The organism is Streptomyces venezuelae, assembly GCF_008642355.1.
Lineage (GTDB): Bacteria > Actinomycetota > Actinomycetes > Streptomycetales > Streptomycetaceae > Streptomyces > Streptomyces venezuelae_B.
The window spans coordinates 2,308,422-2,326,088 of sequence record NZ_CP029193.1 but is presented as its reverse complement, the minus strand read 5'-3'; the positions used below and the strand labels follow the sequence as shown (position 1 = coordinate 2,326,088).

16 protein-coding genes are annotated in these 17,667 nt (G+C 73.1%); 11 read left to right on the top strand and 5 right to left on the bottom strand.

The window, feature by feature from the left end; translation table 11 throughout:
• Nucleotides 1-117 precede the first annotated feature (117 nt).
• The 5 genes from DEJ47_RS10745 to DEJ47_RS10725 all read left to right on the top strand — a co-directional run bounded on the left by DEJ47_RS10745 (nt 118) and on the right by DEJ47_RS10725 (nt 6,585).
• A complete protein-coding gene (locus DEJ47_RS10745; protein WP_150167228.1) occupies nt 118-2,325 on the top strand; it encodes an acyl-CoA dehydrogenase in 2,208 nt (735 codons plus the stop codon).
• A gap of 38 nt (nt 2,326-2,363) precedes the next feature.
• On the top strand, nt 2,364-3,563 hold the full coding sequence (locus DEJ47_RS10740) for a lipid-transfer protein (RefSeq protein ID WP_150167226.1): 1,200 nt from the start codon (nt 2,364-2,366) through the stop codon (nt 3,561-3,563).
• A gap of 123 nt (nt 3,564-3,686) precedes the next feature.
• Nucleotides 3,687-5,168 carry an MFS transporter gene (locus DEJ47_RS10735; RefSeq protein WP_150167224.1) on the top strand — a complete coding sequence of 494 codons (1,482 nt, stop codon included), beginning with the start codon at nt 3,687-3,689 and terminating at the stop codon, nt 5,166-5,168.
• A gap of 80 nt (nt 5,169-5,248) precedes the next feature.
• Nucleotides 5,249-5,776 carry a SigE family RNA polymerase sigma factor gene (locus DEJ47_RS10730; RefSeq protein WP_150167223.1) on the top strand — a complete coding sequence of 176 codons (528 nt, stop codon included), beginning with the start codon at nt 5,249-5,251 and terminating at the stop codon, nt 5,774-5,776.
• The gene (locus DEJ47_RS10725; protein ID WP_150167220.1) at nt 5,776-6,585 is read left to right on the top strand and encodes a hypothetical protein; all 810 of its coding nucleotides are present in this window, start codon (nt 5,776-5,778) and stop codon (nt 6,583-6,585) included. The genes DEJ47_RS10730 and DEJ47_RS10725 overlap by 1 nt, the downstream gene beginning before the upstream one ends.
• Nucleotides 6,586-6,618: 33 nt before the next feature.
• On the opposite strand, the gene DEJ47_RS10720 is transcribed toward DEJ47_RS10725, so the two are convergent.
• Both DEJ47_RS10720 and DEJ47_RS10715 read right to left on the bottom strand, forming a co-directional pair.
• The gene (locus tag DEJ47_RS10720; protein WP_190415363.1) at nt 6,619-7,260 is read right to left on the bottom strand and encodes a response regulator transcription factor; all 642 of its coding nucleotides are present in this window, start codon (nt 7,258-7,260) and stop codon (nt 6,619-6,621) included.
• A gap of 49 nt (nt 7,261-7,309) precedes the next feature.
• Nucleotides 7,310-8,626, bottom strand: a complete 1,317-nt coding sequence (locus DEJ47_RS10715) for a sensor histidine kinase (protein WP_150167218.1) — start codon at nt 8,624-8,626, stop codon at nt 7,310-7,312.
• A gap of 383 nt (nt 8,627-9,009) precedes the next feature.
• Here DEJ47_RS10715 and DEJ47_RS10710 point away from each other — a divergent pair, with 383 nt between their 5' ends.
• The 3 genes from DEJ47_RS10710 to DEJ47_RS10700 all read left to right on the top strand — a co-directional run bounded on the left by DEJ47_RS10710 (nt 9,010) and on the right by DEJ47_RS10700 (nt 12,026).
• Complete coding sequence (locus DEJ47_RS10710) at nt 9,010-9,864, top strand: MaoC/PaaZ C-terminal domain-containing protein (protein WP_150167216.1); 855 nt, start codon at nt 9,010-9,012, stop codon at nt 9,862-9,864.
• A gap of 128 nt (nt 9,865-9,992) precedes the next feature.
• On the top strand, nt 9,993-11,069 hold the full coding sequence (locus tag DEJ47_RS10705) for a Zn-dependent alcohol dehydrogenase (RefSeq protein WP_150167214.1): 1,077 nt from the start codon (nt 9,993-9,995) through the stop codon (nt 11,067-11,069).
• A gap of 15 nt (nt 11,070-11,084) precedes the next feature.
• A complete protein-coding gene (locus DEJ47_RS10700) occupies nt 11,085-12,026 on the top strand; it encodes a 3-oxoacyl-ACP reductase (protein ID WP_150167212.1) in 942 nt (313 codons plus the stop codon).
• Between the two features lie 111 nt (nt 12,027-12,137).
• Here the strand turns inward: DEJ47_RS10700 and DEJ47_RS36385 are convergent, their stop codons facing one another.
• Both DEJ47_RS36385 and DEJ47_RS10695 read right to left on the bottom strand, forming a co-directional pair.
• Nucleotides 12,138-12,311: a hypothetical protein gene (locus DEJ47_RS36385; RefSeq protein ID WP_164440882.1), complete on the bottom strand. Its 174-nt coding sequence runs from the start codon at nt 12,309-12,311 to the stop codon at nt 12,138-12,140.
• A 44-nt stretch (nt 12,312-12,355) separates the two neighbouring features.
• Nucleotides 12,356-13,648, bottom strand: a complete 1,293-nt coding sequence (locus DEJ47_RS10695; RefSeq protein ID WP_223828301.1) for a hypothetical protein — start codon at nt 13,646-13,648, stop codon at nt 12,356-12,358.
• A gap of 393 nt (nt 13,649-14,041) precedes the next feature.
• On the opposite strand from DEJ47_RS10695, the gene DEJ47_RS10690 reads away from it, so the two are divergent.
• Genes DEJ47_RS10690 through DEJ47_RS10680 form a run of 3 tightly spaced genes read left to right on the top strand, consistent with a single transcriptional unit; the run spans nt 14,042 to nt 16,962 of the window.
• Nucleotides 14,042-14,893, top strand: a complete 852-nt coding sequence (locus DEJ47_RS10690; protein WP_150167209.1) for a Nif3-like dinuclear metal center hexameric protein — start codon at nt 14,042-14,044, stop codon at nt 14,891-14,893.
• A complete protein-coding gene (locus DEJ47_RS10685; RefSeq protein ID WP_190415748.1) occupies nt 14,890-15,633 on the top strand; it encodes a zinc ribbon domain-containing protein in 744 nt (247 codons plus the stop codon). The genes DEJ47_RS10690 and DEJ47_RS10685 overlap by 4 nt, the downstream gene beginning before the upstream one ends.
• A gap of 36 nt (nt 15,634-15,669) precedes the next feature.
• A complete protein-coding gene (locus DEJ47_RS10680) occupies nt 15,670-16,962 on the top strand; it encodes a bifunctional RNase H/acid phosphatase (RefSeq protein WP_150167205.1) in 1,293 nt (430 codons plus the stop codon).
• Here DEJ47_RS10680 and eda read toward each other — a convergent pair.
• A complete protein-coding gene (gene eda / locus DEJ47_RS10675) occupies nt 16,959-17,591 on the bottom strand; it encodes a bifunctional 4-hydroxy-2-oxoglutarate aldolase/2-dehydro-3-deoxy-phosphogluconate aldolase (RefSeq protein ID WP_190415361.1) in 633 nt (210 codons plus the stop codon). The genes DEJ47_RS10680 and eda overlap by 4 nt on opposite strands.
• Between the last annotated feature and the right edge of the window lie 76 nt (nt 17,592-17,667).

The following is a 17,667-nucleotide window of genomic DNA, read 5'->3' as shown; positions in this document are numbered from 1 at the left end:
GAGTCGTCAGTCGGGGCCACGCCCCGTTCCGCTGCCGGACCTCACCTGACCTTCCGTCAGATTGAAACGTGTTCTACTCTGTCGCCGTCCCGGCAGCTGCTACCGGCGAGGATGCCCATGGGGATCGGAATCACGCGGGAACAAGGGGAGTTGGCGTCGGCGGTACGCGGCTGGATCGCGCGCGCCGTGCCGCCCGAGGAGGCGCGCGAGCTCCTGGACGGACCACCCGCCGGCGGCCGTCCCGCCCACTGGGACGGACTCGCGGAGCAGGGGCTGCTCGGCGTCCACCTGCCCGAGGAGTACGGGGGCGGGGGCGGCGGCCTGCTCGACCTGGCCGTGGTGCTCGAAGAGGCGGCGCGGGCCGCGCTCCCGGGACCGTTCGCGGCGAGCTCCCTCGCCTCGCTGGTGCTGCGCCGGACGGGCGCGCACGGTCTCGCCGCGGAGCTGGCACGGGGTGAGCGGATCGGCGCCGTCGCCCTGGACGCGGGCACGCTGACAGCCGTCGCCGCCCCCGGCGGCGGGTACGTCCTCGACGGGACGGCGCCGCCCGTGCTCTCCGGCGGTGAGGCGGACCTGCTGATCCTGTCGGCCGCGTCGGGGGAGGGGCCGGTGTGGCTGGCCGTGGACGCCGTCGCGGGCGCCAACGCGCTGACCGTACGTCCCCACGACAGCGCCGACCCCACCCGGCCCACCGCCGAAGTGAGTGCGCAGGGAGTCCGCGTCCCCGCCGACCGGGTGCTCGCCGTGGATTCCTCGACCGTCCGCGACCTGGCCGCCGCCGTACTCGCCGCCGACGCGTGCGGCACTGCCGCGTGGGCGCTGCACACCGCCGCCGAACACGCCAAGGTGCGCGAGCAGTTCGGGCGGCCCATCGGGCGGTTCCAGGGCGTCAAGCACCTCTGCGCGGACATGCTGGTCCGCGTCGAACAGGCGCGGGCCCTGGCGTGGGACGCGGCCCGCGCGGCGGACGAACCCGACGTGCCCGCCGACGTGCGCGGGCTGGTCACGGCCCTCGCCGCGGGCACCGCCCTGGACGCCGCGTACTCCTGCGCCAAGGACTGCGTGCAGATCCTCGGCGGCATCGGCTTCACCTGGGAGCACGACGCCCACCTGTATCTGCGCCGGGCGGTCGTCGCGCGGCAGCTGCTGGGTGCCGGGGACACGCACCGGCTGCGCGCCGTGCGGCTCGCGGAGGGCGGCGCGCGGCGCGAGCTGCGCATGGAGCTCCCGGAGGAGACGGAGACGTACGCGCACCGGACCCGGGCCCGCGAGGCGGTCGCCGCCGCCCGCGGACTCGACCCGGCCGCGGCCCGCAAGGCCCTCGCCCCCACGGGGTACGCGGCCCCGCACCTCCCCGCGCCGCACGGCCTGGGCGCGGGCCCCGTCCAACAGCTCGTCATCCAGGAGGAGTTGAAGGCGGCCGGGGTCGAACTCAGCGACCTCGGCATCGCGACCTGGGTGATCCCCTCCCTCATCGCGTACGGCACCGAGGCGCAGCGGGACCGCTTCCTCGCCCCCACCCTGCGCGGCGAACTGCTCTGGTGCCAGCTCTTCAGCGAACCGGAAGCGGGCTCCGACCTCGCGTCGCTGCGCACGCGCGCCGAACGCGTCGACGGCGGGTGGCGCGTCAACGGGCAGAAGGTGTGGACGAGCGCCGCCCAGTGGGCCGACCACGGCATCCTTCTCGCCCGTACGGATCCGTCGGCACCCAAGCACAAGGGGCTGACGTACTTCCTCGTCGACATGAAGGCGGCGAGCGGCATCGACGTCCGCCCCCTCAGGGAGATCACCGGGGACGCCCTCTTCAACGAGGTCTACTTCGACGACGTCTTCCTGCCGGACGAAGCGGTCGTCGGCGAGATCGGCGACGGCTGGCGGGTCGCACGCCACACCCTCGGCAACGAACGCGTCCACATGGCGGACCAGTTGACGTTCGACACGGGCCTGGAGGCGCTCATCTCACGGGCCGGCGGACTCGACGGCGCCTGCCGTGCGCGCATCGGGGCGCTGGCCGCCGAGGCGCACGCCCTCGCCTGCATCGGGCTGCGCACGACGATTCGGCAGGTGGCGGACGCGGACACCGAGTCAGGTGCGGGACCGGGTGCGGGCGCCTCGGTACGCAAACTCGTCCAGACCCCGCACCAGCAGAAGGTCGCCGAGCTCGCCCTCGAACTCCTCGGCACGGCGGGCGCGGTCCGCGAGGGGCCGGGGGAGCGGGCCCTGCACGGCTTCCTGATGTCGCGCTGCCTGACGATCGCGGGCGGCACCACCCAGGTCCAGCTCAACGTCGTCGCCGAGCGCATCCTCGGCCTGCCCCGCGACTGACCTCCGTCCGCCCCTGTGACCGAAGGAGTACGAGCGTCATGAAGAGCTACATCGTCGGCGTCGGGATGACGAAGTTCGAGAAGCCCGAGACGCGCGACTGGCAGTACTGGGACATGGTGAAAGAGGCGGGCACCCAGGCCCTTCAGGACGCCGGAATCACGTACGACCAGGTCGAACAGGTCCCTGTCGGCTATTGCTTCCAGCCCTCGACGGCCGGCCAGCGCGCCGCCTACGAACTCGGCCTGACGGGCGTCCCCGTCTACAACGTCAACAACAACTGCGCGACCGGGTCGACCGCGTTGATGATGGCGCGCCAGTTCGTCGAGGGCGGCCTGAACGACTGCGTGCTCGCGCTCGGCTTCGAGAAGATGGCGCGGGGGGCGCTGGGCGGCGGCGGGGACGGGGGAGGCGCGAGTGACTTCAAGACGTCGCCCGTGGCCCGCCACTACGGCATCATGGCCGCCCGCCACGGCTTCGAGATGACCCCGCCCACCGCGCAGATCTTCGGCAACGCGGCCCGCGAGCACATGGAGAAGTACGGCACGACCGAGGCGCAGCTCGCAGCGGTCGGCGCCAAGAACCACCGGCACTCCACGAACAACCCGTATGCGCAGTTCCAGGACGCGTACACCGTCGACGAGATCCTCGCCGCCAGGACCGTCCACCGCCCGCTCACCAAGCTCCAGTGCTCCCCGACGTCGGACGGCGCGGCGGCGGCGGTGGTGGTCTCGGAGCGGTTCGTGGAGCGGCACGGGCTCGCATCGAAGGCGGTCGAGATCGCCGCGCAGGCCATGACCACCGACACCGGCGAGTCCTTCGCCTCCGGGTCCTGCGTCGACGCCGTCGGGCAACCGATGTCGCGGGAGGCAGCGCGCCGGGTGTACGAGGCGTCCGGACTCGGCATCGAGGACGTGGACGTCGTCGAACTGCACGACTGCTTCTCCGTCAACGAACTCCTGACGTACGAGGCGCTGGGCATGTGCGCGCCGGGCGAGTCGGGAAAGCTGGTCGAGAGCGGCGCGACGACGTACGGCGGCCGGTGGGTGGTGAACCCCTCCGGCGGCCTCATCTCCAAGGGCCATCCGCTCGGCGCGACGGGCATCGCGCAGGCCGCGGAGCTGACCTGGCAGCTGCGCGGGGAGGCGGGTGCACGGCAGGTGGAGGAGGCGCGGGTGGGGCTCGCGCACAACATCGGGCTGGGCGGGGCGGCGGTGGTGACGGTGCTGCGGAGGCCGTAGGGCCCGGCGGTGCGGGGAGAACGACCCCTGCACCGGCCCTGATGGTCCTAGTCCTGACGGCCGAGGCCCCGTCGAGCGAATTTCCGATGCGTCGCTCGAGTTTCGCTTGAGAGGATGGCTGTCATGGTCCAGACGCCCTCCACCACTTACTCATCCCCTTCGCCGTCGTCACGTCCCTCGTCCACAGGCGCCCCGCACCCCTCCGGGCCCGCACGGAATCGGTCCGTCCCCGTCTGGGCCGTCCTGCTCACCGCGTGCGCGGGCCAGTTCCTCGTCGTCCTGGACGTGTCCGTGGTGAACACGGCGCTGCCGTCGATGCGGTCCGACCTCGGCATGAGCGCGGTGGGGTTGCAGTGGGTCGTCAACGCGTACTCCATAGCCTTCGCCGGGTTCATGCTGCTCGGCGGACGCGCCGGGGACCTCTTCGGGCGGAAGCGGATGTTCCTCGTCGGGCTGGGCCTGTTCACCGCCGCCTCCCTGGGCGGCGGCCTCGCGCAGGCCGAGTGGCAGCTCCTCGCGGCGCGCGCCGTGCAGGGTCTCGGCGCGGCGGTCCTCGCCCCCTCGACCCTGACGATCCTCACCTCGGCGGTGCCCGAGGGCCCGGCGCGGGCACGGGCCATCGGCGTCTGGTCTGCCGTCGGCGCGGGCGGCGGCGCGGCGGGCGGCCTGGTCGGCGGCGTCCTGACCGATCTGCTCTCGTGGCGCTGGGTGCTCCTGATCAACGTACCGATCGGCGCCCTCGTGATCGTCGCGGGCATGGCCTGGCTGACCGAGAGCAAGGCCGACAGGACCCGGCGCCTGGACGTGCCGGGAGCGGTACTGGTGACGGCCGGACTCGCCACCCTCGCGTACGGCATCGTGCAGACCGAGGAGAAGGGCTGGACGGCGGCCGCGACCCTCGTGCCCCTCGCGGCGGGCCTCGCCCTGCTCGCGGCGTTCCTCGTGGTGGAGGCGCGCACGAAGGCGCCGCTGATGCCGCTGAAGCTGTTCGGGGTGCGGACGGTGTCGGCCGCGAACGCGGCGATGTTCGTGTGCGGCGGCGGCATGTTCGCCATGTGGATGTTCATGACGCTCTACACCCAGAACGTCCTCGGGTACTCCCCGCTCAAGGCGGGCCTCGCCCTCATGCCGTCCTCCCTGACCGTCGTCCTCGGCTCGATGCTCGCGCCGCGCCTGATGCCGGCGCTCGGGCCGAAGAACGTGTCCGTGATGGGCATCGTCGTGGCGTCCGTGGGCTTCGGATGGCAGTCGACGATGACGGTCGACGGCGCGTACGTCACCGCGATCCTGCTGCCCGGCCTCGTGATGATGTTCGGCGCGGGCCTCGCGACGACCCCGCTGGCCTCGCTCGCCACGTCGGGCGCCCGGCCCGGCGACGCGGGACTCGTCTCCGGCCTGGTCAACACGTCGCGCACGATGGGCGGCGCGCTGGGCCTCGCGGTGCTCTCCACGGTGGCCGCCGCCCAGATGAACGGCTCGACGTCGCCGCAGGCACTCACCGACGGCTACGCGATGGCGTTCAGGACCAGCGCGTGCATCCTGCTGGCGGGGGTGGCGGTGCTGCTGGTGTGGATGCCGGGGCGCCGGGCCTCGACGGAGGCGTGAGCGCCGCGGGCCGAAATGGCTCGCGGGGGTGAGGCAACGGTTCGGGCCCCTCATGGACTCCACTGTGCAAGGAGGCATTCATGGGGGAGCGAGAGCAGACCGACTTCCAGGGATTCATCACCAGCCGCTGGCCGCAACTGATGCGGACGGCGTTCCTCCTCACGGGGCAGCAGCACGCCGCGGAGGACCTGGTGCAGTCGTCCCTGGAGCGGACGTACGTGTCGTGGCGAAGGGTGAGCACGGCGGGTGATCCGGACGCGTACGTACGCCGGATCATGATCAACATCCATGCGCGCAAGCACCGCCGCAAGCTCAAGGAGTTCCTGACACTGCAGGACTCGGGCCCGGTGTTCGACAGACCCGAGCACGGCGACCGTATGGCGCAGGCGGACGACCGCGCGGCGCTGCTGCACGCCCTCGCCCAGCTGCCCGCCCGCCAGCGCGAAGCGGTCGTCCTCCGGTACTGGGAGGACCTGAGCGAGACCCAGACCGCCCAGGCCATGGGCTGCTCGATCGGTGCGGTGAAGAGCAATGCCGCCAAGGGGATCGCCAAGCTGCGCGCCATACCCGCACTGACCGACAAGGTCGGAAGCCGAGGGGAGAAGTAATGACCAGGGACCAGGACCCGGCGCGCCTCGGCGCGGACGTGGAAGCGCACGGTGACATCGCCCACCGCCTGGCGGACGTGGCGGACGAGGTCGAGATCGGCGCGGCCCCGTACCAGGCGGTGTTGCGGGGCGGCCGGCGCAGGAAGGCGCGCCGCTGGGCCCTCGGTGCCCTGGCGGCCGCCACGATCGTCGCCTCGACCGGTTCGCTGGCGCTGGCCGTGGTGGACGGCAGGGACCGGACGCAGACGGCGTCGGAGCGCGGCACCGCCCAGGACCGACACGTCTACACCCCGCGGTACACACCGCTGACGGAGGTGCGCGACGGCTCGGGCAACCGGTCGGCCCGTGTGGAGCTGCAGGTGTGGGGCGCGCCGCGTGGCGAGAGGGAGGCGCACGGCCAGAAGGTGGCGATGATGGCGGCAGGCGTATGGGACGAGCGGAAGACCGACCCCGTCCCGGACTTCGACCGGCCCTGGTACGCGATCGTCGTCACGGCCGACGGCAAGGAGAAGGTGACGTCCTTCGGACTCCAGGACGAGGAACCGGGCGGGGACGACGGGTTGGGCTTCGCCTCGGTGGAGTTCGAGGTGAAGGGCAGGACCGTCACTGTCGGGCACGTGGGCCCCAGGACGAAACGTGTCGAGTACGAGTACGAGGACGGCACGTCCGAGCCGGAACTCCACAGGGCGGCGGGTTCCGCGTACCTGTGGTTCACCCGGCAGGAGGGCGAGCCGGGCCCGTCGGGCGAGCTCGTGTCCATCAGGCTGTACGGCGAGGACAAGGTGGTGACGACGGTGCAGGAGGACTGACGGCCTGCCACGCCGTGGCCGTGCACGCCGGCCTCACAACCACCCCTGCTGCCGGGCCTCCCGCACCGCTTCCATCCGGTTCCGCGTCCCCGTCTTGCCGATCGCCGCCGACAGATAGTTCCGTACGGTCGACTCCGACAAGTGCAACGTGCCCGCGATGTCGGCGACCGTCGCCCCGTCCACGGAGGCCTTCAGGACGTCCGCCTCACGGCCGGTCAGCGGATTGGGCCCGGCGCTGAGCGCGGCCGCGGCGAGCGCCGGATCGATCACCGTCTCACCCCGCAGCGCCCGCCGAACCGCCTCGGCGAGCTCCTCCACGGGCCCGTCCTTGACGAGAAACCCGACCGCACCCGCCTCCATGGCACGCCGCAGATACCCGGGCCTGCCGAAGGTCGTGAGGATCAGCACCCGGCAGTCCGGGCACTCCTCACGCAACTCGGCAGCGGCGTCCAGACCGCTGCGCCCCGGCAGCTCGATGTCGAGCAGCGCGACGTCCGGGCGGGCGGTGAGCGCCGCGTCCACGATCTCGTCGCCCCTGCCGACCTGAGCGACGACCTCGATGTCCTCCTCGAGCCCGAGCAGCAGCGCGAGAGCGCCCCGCATCATGCCCTGGTCCTCGGCGAGGAGCACTCTCACGGACTTCGCCGGGCGGTGGTCCCGGGGCATCTCGTTCATGGGGTCAGGCTACGGCTCGGTACAGCCCCCTCGCTTCTGGTGTGGTGGGTCAACCCCTGAGTTCGGCGGCTGCGCCGTCGGGGGTGTCGGCAGCGGCCGGGGGTGCGGTGTTCTCGGCCGTCGGGAGGGTCGCCGTCACGCGGAAGCCCGCGTGGGACGTCGGGCCCGAGGTGAGGGAGCCGCCTGCTGTGGTGAGGCGTTCGGACAGGCCCTTCAGGCCGCTGCCGGGTGGGCCCGAGCCCTCGCCGCGGCCGTCGTCCGTGATGACCAGGCGCGTTTCGTCGGGCGTGCCCGTGACCTCGATCTCGCAGTGGGCGGCGCCGGAGTGGCGTACGACGTTGGTGGCGGACTCGCGGACCACCCAGCCGAGGAGCGCCGCGGTCTGCGGGGCCAGAGGCGGGCCCGACTGGCGGACGACCGTGCCGATGCCGGCGGCTTCGAGGAGGTCGCGGGCGCGGTCCAGCTCCGTGGCGAGGCTGCCCTCGCGGTAACCGGTGACGGCCTCGCGGATCTCCGTCAGCGCCTGCCTGCCGACGGACTCGATGTCGGCGACCTGGCCGAGCGCCGCGTCCAGGTCGCGCGGGGCGAGACGGCGCGTGGCCTCCGCCTTCACCACGATCACGGAGAGGGTGTGGCCGAGCAGGTCGTGCAGGTCGCGGGAGAAGCGGAGGCGTTCCTTCTCGACGGCCGTGCGGGCCAGCTCCTCGCGGGTGTCCCGGAGTTCGCGTACCGCCTCGGAGAGGGAGAGGATCGCGGCGGTCACCATGGTGGAGAGGAACGTGCCGTACGCGACGTTCAGCCCGGTCCAGCCCTCCCGGAGCCCTCCGATGACGCCCGCGAGCGTGCTGAGGGCGAGGCTGACGGGGCCGAGGCCACGCCCGCGCACGATGGCTCCCGTGGCCAGGCCGAGCAGGGGGAAGAAGAGCAGCCAGTTGCCGCCGTAACCGGCGGCGAGGGCGACGGTCAGCAGGCCCAGGAGGACGAGCGCGATCCTCGTGGCGCGAGCCTCGCGCGTGCACCTGTCGAAGGCGCGGAAGGCGATGAAGACGTAGAGGGAATTGAAGAGGAGGACACCGAGGCCACCGATCCACGGGTTGGGCGTCTCGCCCTGGAGGAGGTGCGAGATGGCGCCCAGGCCCATGAGGAGCCAGGGCAGGAGCACGAAGCCGTTGGGCGGCGGGCCGAGGTGCTCGGTCCGCCTGCCGATTTCCCGCCCCTCACCTCCCCACCCCTCAACTCCCCGCCCCTCGTCTCCTCCCCGTCCCTCGCCGCCTTCGCCCCCTTGGAGCCCTCCGCCCCCGTCGCGCCCTACGTGCCGCTCGGGCCACTCCCGCAGTCGGCAGCTGACCCTGTTCTTCCGGGCCATGTCCAGATTCCCCGCCTTCCGGGTCCTTCGTCTCACGCGGTCCGTGCGGAGCGCCGTACGCGACCACAGCGTACGAACCGGACGCAGGCGAGCGGCAGGGCCGGCCGTACGGACCTGGCCGGTACAAATGTCACCGGTGCTGATGCGGACAGGCGATCTGACGTTGCGTCAGGAGGGTTCACAAGTCCTGGGGCCTCGGCTATACATGGGATCGCCGGACTGGAACGCGTTCTAGAACCGGTCGGCGTCGCGGACCGGTGCACGGACCGGTTCATGGTCCGCGCGCGGACCGGCCACCCGGCCCTGTTGCGACCTCGGTGCGGCCGACGGTGCGGACGGCCGCGCCGAGGTCTTCTCCCGTCGGCCCAAGGAGCTGCCACCCGATGCCCATCGACGCCGAGAAGGCCGTGGCCGCCGAGCCCCGGTCCGCCGAGATCACCTGGGACCACAAGGACATCCAGCTCTACCACCTGGGCCTCGGTGCCGGACGGCCCGCCACGGACCCGGCCGAACTGCGCTACACCCTGGAGTCGCGGCTGCACGTCCTGCCCAGCTTCGCCACCGTCGCGGGCGCGGGCATGGGTGTCGTCGGCGGGCTCTCCGCGCCCGGCATCGAGGTGGACCTGGCCGCCGTCCTGCACGGCGGCCAGAGCATCACCCTGCACCGTCCGATCCCGGTCGCGGGCAAGGCGGTGACGACGTCCAGGGTCGCCGCGGTCTACGACAAGGGGAAGGCCGCGATCCTCGTCCTGCGCTCCGAAGTCGCCGACGGCGACGGGCCGTTGTGGACGAGCGACGCCCAGATCTTCGTGCGCGGAGAGGGCGGGTTCGGCGGAGACCGCGGCCCCTCCACCCGCCTCCCCGCACCCGAGGGCGACCCGGACCTGGAGGTCGAACGCCCCGTCCGCGAGGACCAGGCCCTCCTCTACCGCCTGTCCGGCGACTGGAACCCGCTGCACGCCGACCCCGAGTTCGCCGCGCTCGCCGGATTCGACAGGCCGATCCTGCACGGCCTGTGCACCTACGGAATGACGCTGAAGGCCGTCGTCGACACCCAGCTCGACGGCGACGTGTCACGGGTCCGCGGCTACAGCACCCGGTTCACCGGTGTCGTCTTCCCCGGCGAGACGCTGCGGATCCGCATGTGGCGTGGCGACGGTCGCGTGCAGGCCACGGTCACCGCGGCCGAGCGGGGCGACGCGCCCGTCCTCGCCGACACGCTCGTCGAACACGCCTGAGCCATCCGGGCCCCCGGACCGGACCAGCCCGGACCAGCCCGGACCGGACCAGCCCGGATCGGCCCGGCCCGCCCGATCTCCGCACTCCGATCTCCGCACTCCGCACTCCGCACGAGAGGAGCCGCACCATGCGCGCAGCCGTACTGCACGAGACAGGCCAGGAGAAGCTAGAGGTCCTCGACGACATCGAGACGGCGGGGTTCGGCCCCGGCAAGGTCAAGATCCGTGTCCGGGCCACCGGGCTGTGCCACTCCGACCTCTCGGCGATGAACGGCGTGCTCCCGCAGCCCGCCCCCTTCGTCCCGGGACACGAGGGCGCGGGCGAGATCATCGACGTCGGCGACGGCGTGACCGGGCACTCCGAGGGCGACCGGGTCCTCCTCTGCTGGCTCCCCGCGTGCGGCGTCTGCCCCGCCTGCAAGCGCGGGCAGACCCAGCTCTGTCTCGCCGGGTTCATGAACGCGGGCACCCCCAACTTCAGGCGCCCCGGCGGCGACGTCTTCGGCTTCGCGGGCACCGGCACCTTCGCCGAGGAGGTCGTCGTCGACGCGGGTTGCGCCGTCCCGATCCCCGACGACGTGCCCTTCGACATCGCCGCGCTCATCGGCTGCGGCGTGACGACGGGGCTCGGCGCCGCCATCAACACGGCGGACGTGGCGGCCGGTTCATCGGTCGCCGTCATCGGCTGCGGCGGCGTCGGCATATCGGCCATCCAGGGGGCCCGCCTCAAGGGCGCGGCGCAGATCGTCGCCGTCGACCCGGTCGCGTCGCGCAGGGAGTCGGCGCTCACGTTCGGGGCGACGGAAGCGGTCTCGCCCGATGAACTGGCCGACGCCAAGCAGCGGGTCACCGCGGGCGAGGGCTTCGACTACGTCTTCGAGGTCGTCGGCAAGTCGGCCACGGCCCGCACGGCGTACGAGACGACGCGCCGCGGCGGCACGATGTGCGTCGTCGGCGCCGGCGCCATGGACGACCAGCTGCAGTTCAACATGTTCGAGCTGTTCTTCGACGAGAAGCGCATCCTGCCGTCCATGTACGGCGGGGGCGACGTCCTCACGTCGTACGAGCGGGCCATCGCCCTCTGGCGGGCCGGCCGCATCGACCTGGAGGGCCTGATCACGCACCGGGTGCGGCTCACCGAGGTCAACGAGGCCCTGGACCAGATGCGGACCGGTGTCTCCCTGCGTACCTGCATCGAGATCTGATCTGAGAGGACTTTGATGTCACTGCCACTTGAGGGCCTGTCCGCGATCGTCACCGGCGCGGGCCGCGGGCTCGGCCGCGCCGAGGCACTGGAACTGGCCCGGCTGGGCGCGGCCGTCGTCGTGAACGACTTCGGGCAGCCGGGCCGCGACGGCTTGGGCGAGGCGTCGGCGGCGCCCGCGGAGGAAGTCGCCGCCGAGATCGCGGCGGCGGGCGGCCGGGCCGTCGCCCACACCGGCGACGTGGCGGACCACGAACAGGCCCGCGAGCTGGTGGGGCTGGCGATCGACACGTACGGAAAACTCGACATCCTCGTCAACAACGCGGGCATCCTGCGGGACCGGATGATCTTCTCGATGACCGAGTCCGAGTGGGACTCGGTCATCCACGTCCACCTCAAGGGCCACTTCAACACCACTCACTTCGCGGCGGCCCACTGGCGGGAGCGTTCCAAGGCGGCGGGCGGTCCGGTGTACGGCCGGATCGTCAACACCTCCTCCGAGGCCTTCCTCGCCGGGTCGGCGGGTCAGCCGAACTACGCGGCGGCGAAGGGCGGCATCGTCGGCCTGACGACGTCGACGGCGCTGGCGCTCGCCAAGTACGGGGTGACGGCGAACGCGATCTGTCCCCGGGCACGTACGCGGATGACGGAGGACGTCTTCGCGGGCTTCGCGGAGCCGTCGGAAGGCAGGCTCGACCCGTTGGCGCCCGAGCACGTCTCGCCGCTCGTCGGGTATCTGGCCTCGCCCGCGGCGGGGCGGGTCAACGGGCAGCTGCTCGTGGTGCACGGCGGCATGGTCGCGGTCGTCGAGCGGCCGAGGGTGGCGGCGAAGTTCGACTCGGCGAAGGAGGCGTTCACCTTCGACGAGCTGGACGAGGCGCTCTCCCCGTACTACGCGGACCGCCCGCCGAACGAGACGTTCGCGGCGGCGGAGGTGCTGGGCCTCAAGAGGGGCTGACCCCGTCAGGGGCCCTCAGGCGGGGATGAACGCGTCTCGCCCCCGCGCTGCTCGTGGCGGCGCGGGGGCGAGACGTTTCTGCAGAGCGGCGGGCGAGCCCGGTCGGGCCGGTCAGGACTGGTGGTCCTGCCTGCGGTGCCGCCCCCGCGGCGCCGCCTGCTCGTCGTGCTCGGACACCGGTCCCCGGTGCCGGCCCGCGCCGACGTGCGCGCCGGTGGACGCGGTCGCCGACATCGCCGGTGCGGTGTTCTGCTGTGTCTCCGTGACGGTCTCGGTCGTAGTCAAGCCATTCACCCCGTAAAGAAGATCGTTCGTACAGCCGGGCGAGTCTAACCGCCCGCCGTCCGCCCGCCGAGGGGTGCCTGTTGCAGCGGGACCGGGCGTGTCGCGGAGGGTTTCGGGGGATCCGGTGAAGGCGGCGGGGAGGCGGGCGGGACGTCGCCCCGCGGCGCTTCGGCGGCCGGGGAATCGACCGATGCAGCGGCGGCCGGGGGATCGGCAGGGGGGCCGAGCGGAGAGGCGACGGTGGGCGCGACCGCGGGTACGGCGGGGCCCCTCACCCGCGCCACCCCGCACGGCGCGGCCCCCGTCGCGTACGGCAGGCAGAGCTCGCCGTCGCGCGTCCACCACCCCGAGCCGGTCAACCACCCAGCGGGCGCCGCCAGTTGCTGGACCTGCCGGGCGGCGGGCCGCCATACCCCGAGCCAGCTGCGCGAGCCCGCGGGGTCCGCGGGGCCCGGACCGTCGATCCGCAGCGCGACCCCGCACGCCTCCGGAGTCAGGACCTGCCCCGGCTGGATCGCGAACGGCGTCACGGTGAGGTCGGGCAGGCGCAGGCTCTCCGGGAACCGCACCGGACGCGTACCGCCGAGGACGCCCCAGCCCAGGCGGCTGTCGCCCGGGGCGTCGGAGCGGATGAGCAGGAGGCCGCTGTCGGCGTCGGCGAGCAGCAGCCGGTCGTCGCTGTCCTCGGCGATCTGCAGCAGTGGGGAGACCTCACCGCCGCGCTCCAGATCCACCGCGACCGTCTTGGTGCGGCCGTCCAGTTCGCGGTCGAGGGCCAGCATGCGGTCGGTGCCGCCCAGCCAGACCCCGCCGGAGCAGCGGCCCGGCACGGCGGCGAGGTGCTCGGGACCGAAGGCGCCGCCCGCCACGAGCCAGATGTCCGAGGAACGGGAGCCGGGTGCGACGGCGTAGGCGCGGGTGCCGCCGGGCGCGGGCGGCAGCAGACTCAACTCCCCGCACTCCACGGCCCCCAGCGGCACCTCTCCCGTGCCGGGGCCCGTCGGGTACAGCAGGGTGAAGACGTGCCGCTCGCCCGCCACGCGGTGGACGAGGACGCGGCCGTCGGCCATCGGGAGCACTTCCGTGGACGGTTCCTCGGGCTGGTTGCCGGGGAGCGGCACGGCGTACGGCTCGGCGGAGCCGAGGGTCCAGCGTTCGGGGTACCAGGCGTCGGGCGATCCGGCGGCGCGGGCGAGGCGCGCGGCGTACGACCCGTCCGCCGAGACGGTGCAGCCCGCGGTGCGGGCGGTCGCGCGGACCCGGATGCGGGCCTGCACCGGTGGCGGCGGCTGCTTCGGCGGCGCCGGGGGCGCCGTCGGTGCTGGTGGCGCTGTCATCGTGAGTGTCACCTCCGGCCAAGAAGCTAGTTTTCGCCCGCACTGACGTGGCACCGACGGGCGTCCGCTTCACACAGAAGGGTGGCGATCTCCTGATTCGCCTGAGAAGGCAGGGACGATTGTGCTGTGGCCGAGGGAACCGAGCGCCCCGTAAGGGGGCGCGGGGAACTGCGCGATCAGCCCGGGAGGACCCGCAGCCGCACGACCCGCGCGCCGGGCAGACGCGTCCGCGCCAGCGGGGGAGCCGCAGCCGCACGACCCGCGCATCGGGCAGACACGTCCGCGCCGGTCGGCGTGCCGAGCGCGAACCCGTGGCGGGCCCGGTCCGTAGCCGCCGCGTAGCGGTGAGTAACGCGCGACATGCCGGGCGCAGCGGGAAGGTAGCCTTTCTCCGTGCCCCGTCTGTCTGAAGTCATCGCCGCGCTCGACGCCCTGTGGCCCGCCGATCTGGCCGAGAGCTGGGACGCGGTCGGCACGGTCTGCGGAGACCCCGACGCGGAGGTCTCCCGCGTCCTCTTCGCCGTCGACCCCGTCCAGGAGATCGCCGAAGAGGCCGTCGCGCTCGGAGCCCAGCTCCTGGTCACCCACCACCCCCTCTACCTGCGGGGTACGACGACGGTCGCGGCGTCCACCTTCAAGGGCCGGGTCGTCCACGACCTGATCAAGCACGACGTCGCGCTGCACGTCGCGCACACCAACGCCGACCGCGCCGACCCCGGCGTCTCCGACGCCCTCGCGGGCGCGCTCGACCTCCGTGTCGTACGGCCGCTCGTGCCGGACCCCGCCGACCGGCAGGGCCGCCGCGGCCTCGGCCGGGTCTGCGAGCTCGATCACCCCGTGACCCTCGCCGAGCTGGCCGACCGCGCCGCGAAGCGGCTGCCCGCGACCGCGCAGGGCATCCGCGTCGCGGGCGACCCCGACGCGCCGATCCGGACCGTCGCGGTCAGCGGCGGCTCAGGCGACAGCCTCTTCGACGACGTGCGCGCCGCGGGCGTGGACGCCTTCCTCACCGCGGACCTGCGCCACCACCCGGTCTCCGAGGCCCGCGCGCAGACCCCCCTCGCGCTGCTCGACGCCGCGCACTGGGCCACCGAGTGGCCGTGGTGCGAACTGGCCGCCGCGCAGCTCGACGAGATCTCCGACCGTCACGGATGGGGACTGCGCGTCCACGTCTCGAAGACGGTCACCGACCCCTGGACCGCCCACGCGGCCGCACCTCACGACTCAACTGGAGCCCCCAACTGAACGCCGCGCCCGCCGACCAGATCCGACTGCTCGACCTCCAGGCCCTGGACGTACGCCTGCAGCAGCTCGCGCACAAGAAGAAGTCGCTGCCCGAGCACGCCGAGATCGAGTCGCTGAACAAGGACCTCACGCAGCTGCGCGACCTGCTCGTCGCCGCGACGACCGAGGAGAGCGACTGCGCCCGCGAGCAGACCAAGGCGGAGCAGGACGTCGACCAGGTCCGCCAGCGCGCGGTCCGCGACCAGCAGCGCCTGGACTCCGGTGCCGTCACCTCGCCGAAGGACCTGGAGAACCTCCAGAGGGAGATCGCCTCGCTGGCCAAGCGCCAGGGCGACCTGGAGGACGTCGTCCTGGAGGTCATGGAGCGCCGTGAGTCCGCGCAGGAGCGCGTCACCGAGCTCACCGGCCGGGTCGCGTCGGTCCAGTCGAAGATCGACGACGCGACGGCGCGCCGCGACGCCGCGTTCGAGGAGCTCGACGGCGAGACCGCGACGGTCGGCAAGGAGCGCGAGGTCGTGGCGGGTTCGGTCCCGGCCGACCTGCTCAAGCTGTACGACAAGCTCCGCGAGAAGGAGGGCGGCGTCGGTGCCGCCAAGCTCTACCAGCGGCGCTGCGAGGGCTGCCGCCTGGAGCTCAACATCACCGAGGTCAACGAGGTGAAGGCGGCCTCGCCCGACACGGTGCTGCGGTGCGAGAACTGCCGCCGCATCCTGGTCCGTACGTCCGAGTCCGGCCTGTAGGGGTCCGGCCCGCAACGACGTAAGGACCCTTTCTCCATGCGCGAGTTCATCGTCGAGGCCGACGGCGGCTCCCGGGGCAACCCGGGGCCCGCGGGCTACGGCTCGGTCGTCATCGACGCGGCCACGGGGGAGACCCTGATGGAGGCCGCCGAGTACATCGGCGTCGCGACGAACAACGTCGCCGAGTACAAGGGTTTGGTGGCCGGTCTCAAGGCGGCCCACGATCTGGACCCGGCCGCGACGGTGCGCGTGCGCATGGACTCCAAGCTCGTCGTCGAGCAGATGTCGGGCCGCTGGAAGATCAAGCACCCGGACATGAAGCCGCTGGCCGCGGAGGCGGCGCGCGTCTTCCCCTCGTCGCAGGTGACGTACGAGTGGATCCCCCGCGACCGGAACAAGCACGCGGACCGGCTCGCGAACGAGGCGATGGACGCGGGCAAGCGGGGGGAGCAGTGGTCGCCGTCGGCGTCCACGGCGGACCTCGACACACGCGCGGCCCGCGCGGCGGCCGAGGCGCCGACGGGCCCGCCGGGCGACGCGGCGGCGGGCGCGGCCCGCGCGCGGGCGGCGATGGCGGGACGGGGCGGCGGAGTCGCCCTCGGTGAGGCTTCACCGACTCCCTCTGCGCACGGCGGAACGGCCGAGGACGCGGACCGGCGCGCGGCGCGCAACGCCCCGCAGGTCGGCTGGGCCGCACCGGCCGACCTCGGTGCGCCCGCGACCTTCGTGCTGCTGCGGCACGGGGAGACCGCGCTGACGCCCGAGAAGCGGTTCTCCGGGAGCGGCGGGTCCGATCCCGCCCTCTCGGACGTGGGGCGCGAGCAGGCGGAACGCGTCGCCGCCGCGCTGGCCGCGCGCGGCACGGTCCAGGCGGTCGTCTCCTCGCCGCTCAAGCGCTGCCAGGAGACCGCGCACACCGTCGCGGCCCGCCTCGGACTCGACGTACACCTCGAAGGCGGCCTGCGCGAGACGGACTTCGGGGCGTGGGAAGGGCTGACGTTCGGCGAGGTGCGCGAGCGTCACCCGGAGGAGCTGAACGCCTGGCTCGCCTCGCCGGACGCGGCGCCGCCGGGCGGCGAGTCGTTCGCCGAGGTCACCCGGCGCGTATCGGCCGCACGCGACCGCCTGACCCGCGCCTACGCGGGCCGCACCGTGCTGCTCGTCACGCACGTCACGCCCATCAAGACGCTGGTGCGGCTCGCCCTCGGTGCCCCGCCGGAGTCCCTGTTCCGCATGGAACTCTCGGCGGCATCGGTGTCGGCCGTGGCGTACTACGCCGACGGCAACGCGTCGCTGCGCCTGCTCAACGACACGTCGCATTTGCGCTAGAGCAGGCCCGCCGCCTCCCGGGCCAGGGACTCCACGCGGGCCCAGTCCTTCGCGGCGACCGCGTCGGCGGGCAGCATCCAACTGCCGCCCACACAGCCGACGTTCTTCAGCGCGAGGTACGACGGCGCGGAGTCCGGCGTGATGCCGCCCGTCGGGCAGAACCGGGCCTGCGGCAGCGGGGCGCCCAGCGACTTCAGGTAGGCGGTGCCGCCGGCCGCCTCCGCCGGGAAGAACTTCATCTCCCGTACGCCGCGTTCGAGCAGCGCCACGACCTCCGAGGTCGTCGAGACACCCGGCAGGAACGGCACGCCGGAGCCCCGCATCGCGTCGAGCAGCGTGTCCGTCCAGCCCGGGCTGACGAGGAACCGGGCACCCGCCTCCACGGATTCGGAGACGTTCCGCGCGGAGATGACGGTGCCCGCGCCGACCACCGCGTCCGGCACCTCCGCGGCGATGGCGGAGATCGCGTCGAGCGCGACGGGCGTCCGCAGGGTCACCTCGATCGCGGGCAGCCCGCCCGCGACGAGGGCACGCGCCATCGGGACGGCGTCGTCGAGATCCGAGACGACGACCACGGGGACGACGGGGGCGAGGTCGAGGACGGAGGCGGGGGCGGAGTCGGAGGTCATGGGGGCATCCTGCACCCGAGCATGCAGCATGCGCAAAGCCCGTTGCGCATGCTGCAACGGGCTTCGGTGGTGAGCG

Excerpts from the sequence above, each read along its gene's own strand:
- eda (WP_190415361.1), bottom strand. The coding sequence starts at position 17,591 with ATGACCTCCGACTCCGCCCCCGCCTCCGTCCTCGACCTCGCCCCCGTC.
- DEJ47_RS10725 (WP_150167220.1), top strand. The coding sequence starts at position 5,776 with ATGACCAGGGACCAGGACCCGGCGCGCCTCGGCGCGGACGTGGAAGCG.
- DEJ47_RS10715 (WP_150167218.1), bottom strand. The coding sequence starts at position 8,626 with ATGGCCCGGAAGAACAGGGTCAGCTGCCGACTGCGGGAGTGGCCCGAG.
- DEJ47_RS10745 (WP_150167228.1), top strand. The coding sequence starts at position 118 with ATGGGGATCGGAATCACGCGGGAACAAGGGGAGTTGGCGTCGGCGGTA.
- DEJ47_RS10680 (WP_150167205.1), top strand. The coding sequence starts at position 15,670 with ATGCGCGAGTTCATCGTCGAGGCCGACGGCGGCTCCCGGGGCAACCCG.
- DEJ47_RS10710 (WP_150167216.1), top strand. The coding sequence starts at position 9,010 with ATGCCCATCGACGCCGAGAAGGCCGTGGCCGCCGAGCCCCGGTCCGCC.
- DEJ47_RS10720 (WP_190415363.1), bottom strand. The coding sequence starts at position 7,260 with ATGAACGAGATGCCCCGGGACCACCGCCCGGCGAAGTCCGTGAGAGTG.
- DEJ47_RS10730 (WP_150167223.1), top strand. The coding sequence starts at position 5,249 with ATGGGGGAGCGAGAGCAGACCGACTTCCAGGGATTCATCACCAGCCGC.
- DEJ47_RS10705 (WP_150167214.1), top strand. The coding sequence starts at position 9,993 with ATGCGCGCAGCCGTACTGCACGAGACAGGCCAGGAGAAGCTAGAGGTC.
- DEJ47_RS10740 (WP_150167226.1), top strand. The coding sequence starts at position 2,364 with ATGAAGAGCTACATCGTCGGCGTCGGGATGACGAAGTTCGAGAAGCCC.
- DEJ47_RS10700 (WP_150167212.1), top strand. The coding sequence starts at position 11,085 with ATGTCACTGCCACTTGAGGGCCTGTCCGCGATCGTCACCGGCGCGGGC.
- DEJ47_RS10735 (WP_150167224.1), top strand. The coding sequence starts at position 3,687 with ATGGTCCAGACGCCCTCCACCACTTACTCATCCCCTTCGCCGTCGTCA.
- DEJ47_RS10695 (WP_223828301.1), bottom strand. The coding sequence starts at position 13,648 with ATGACAGCGCCACCAGCACCGACGGCGCCCCCGGCGCCGCCGAAGCAG.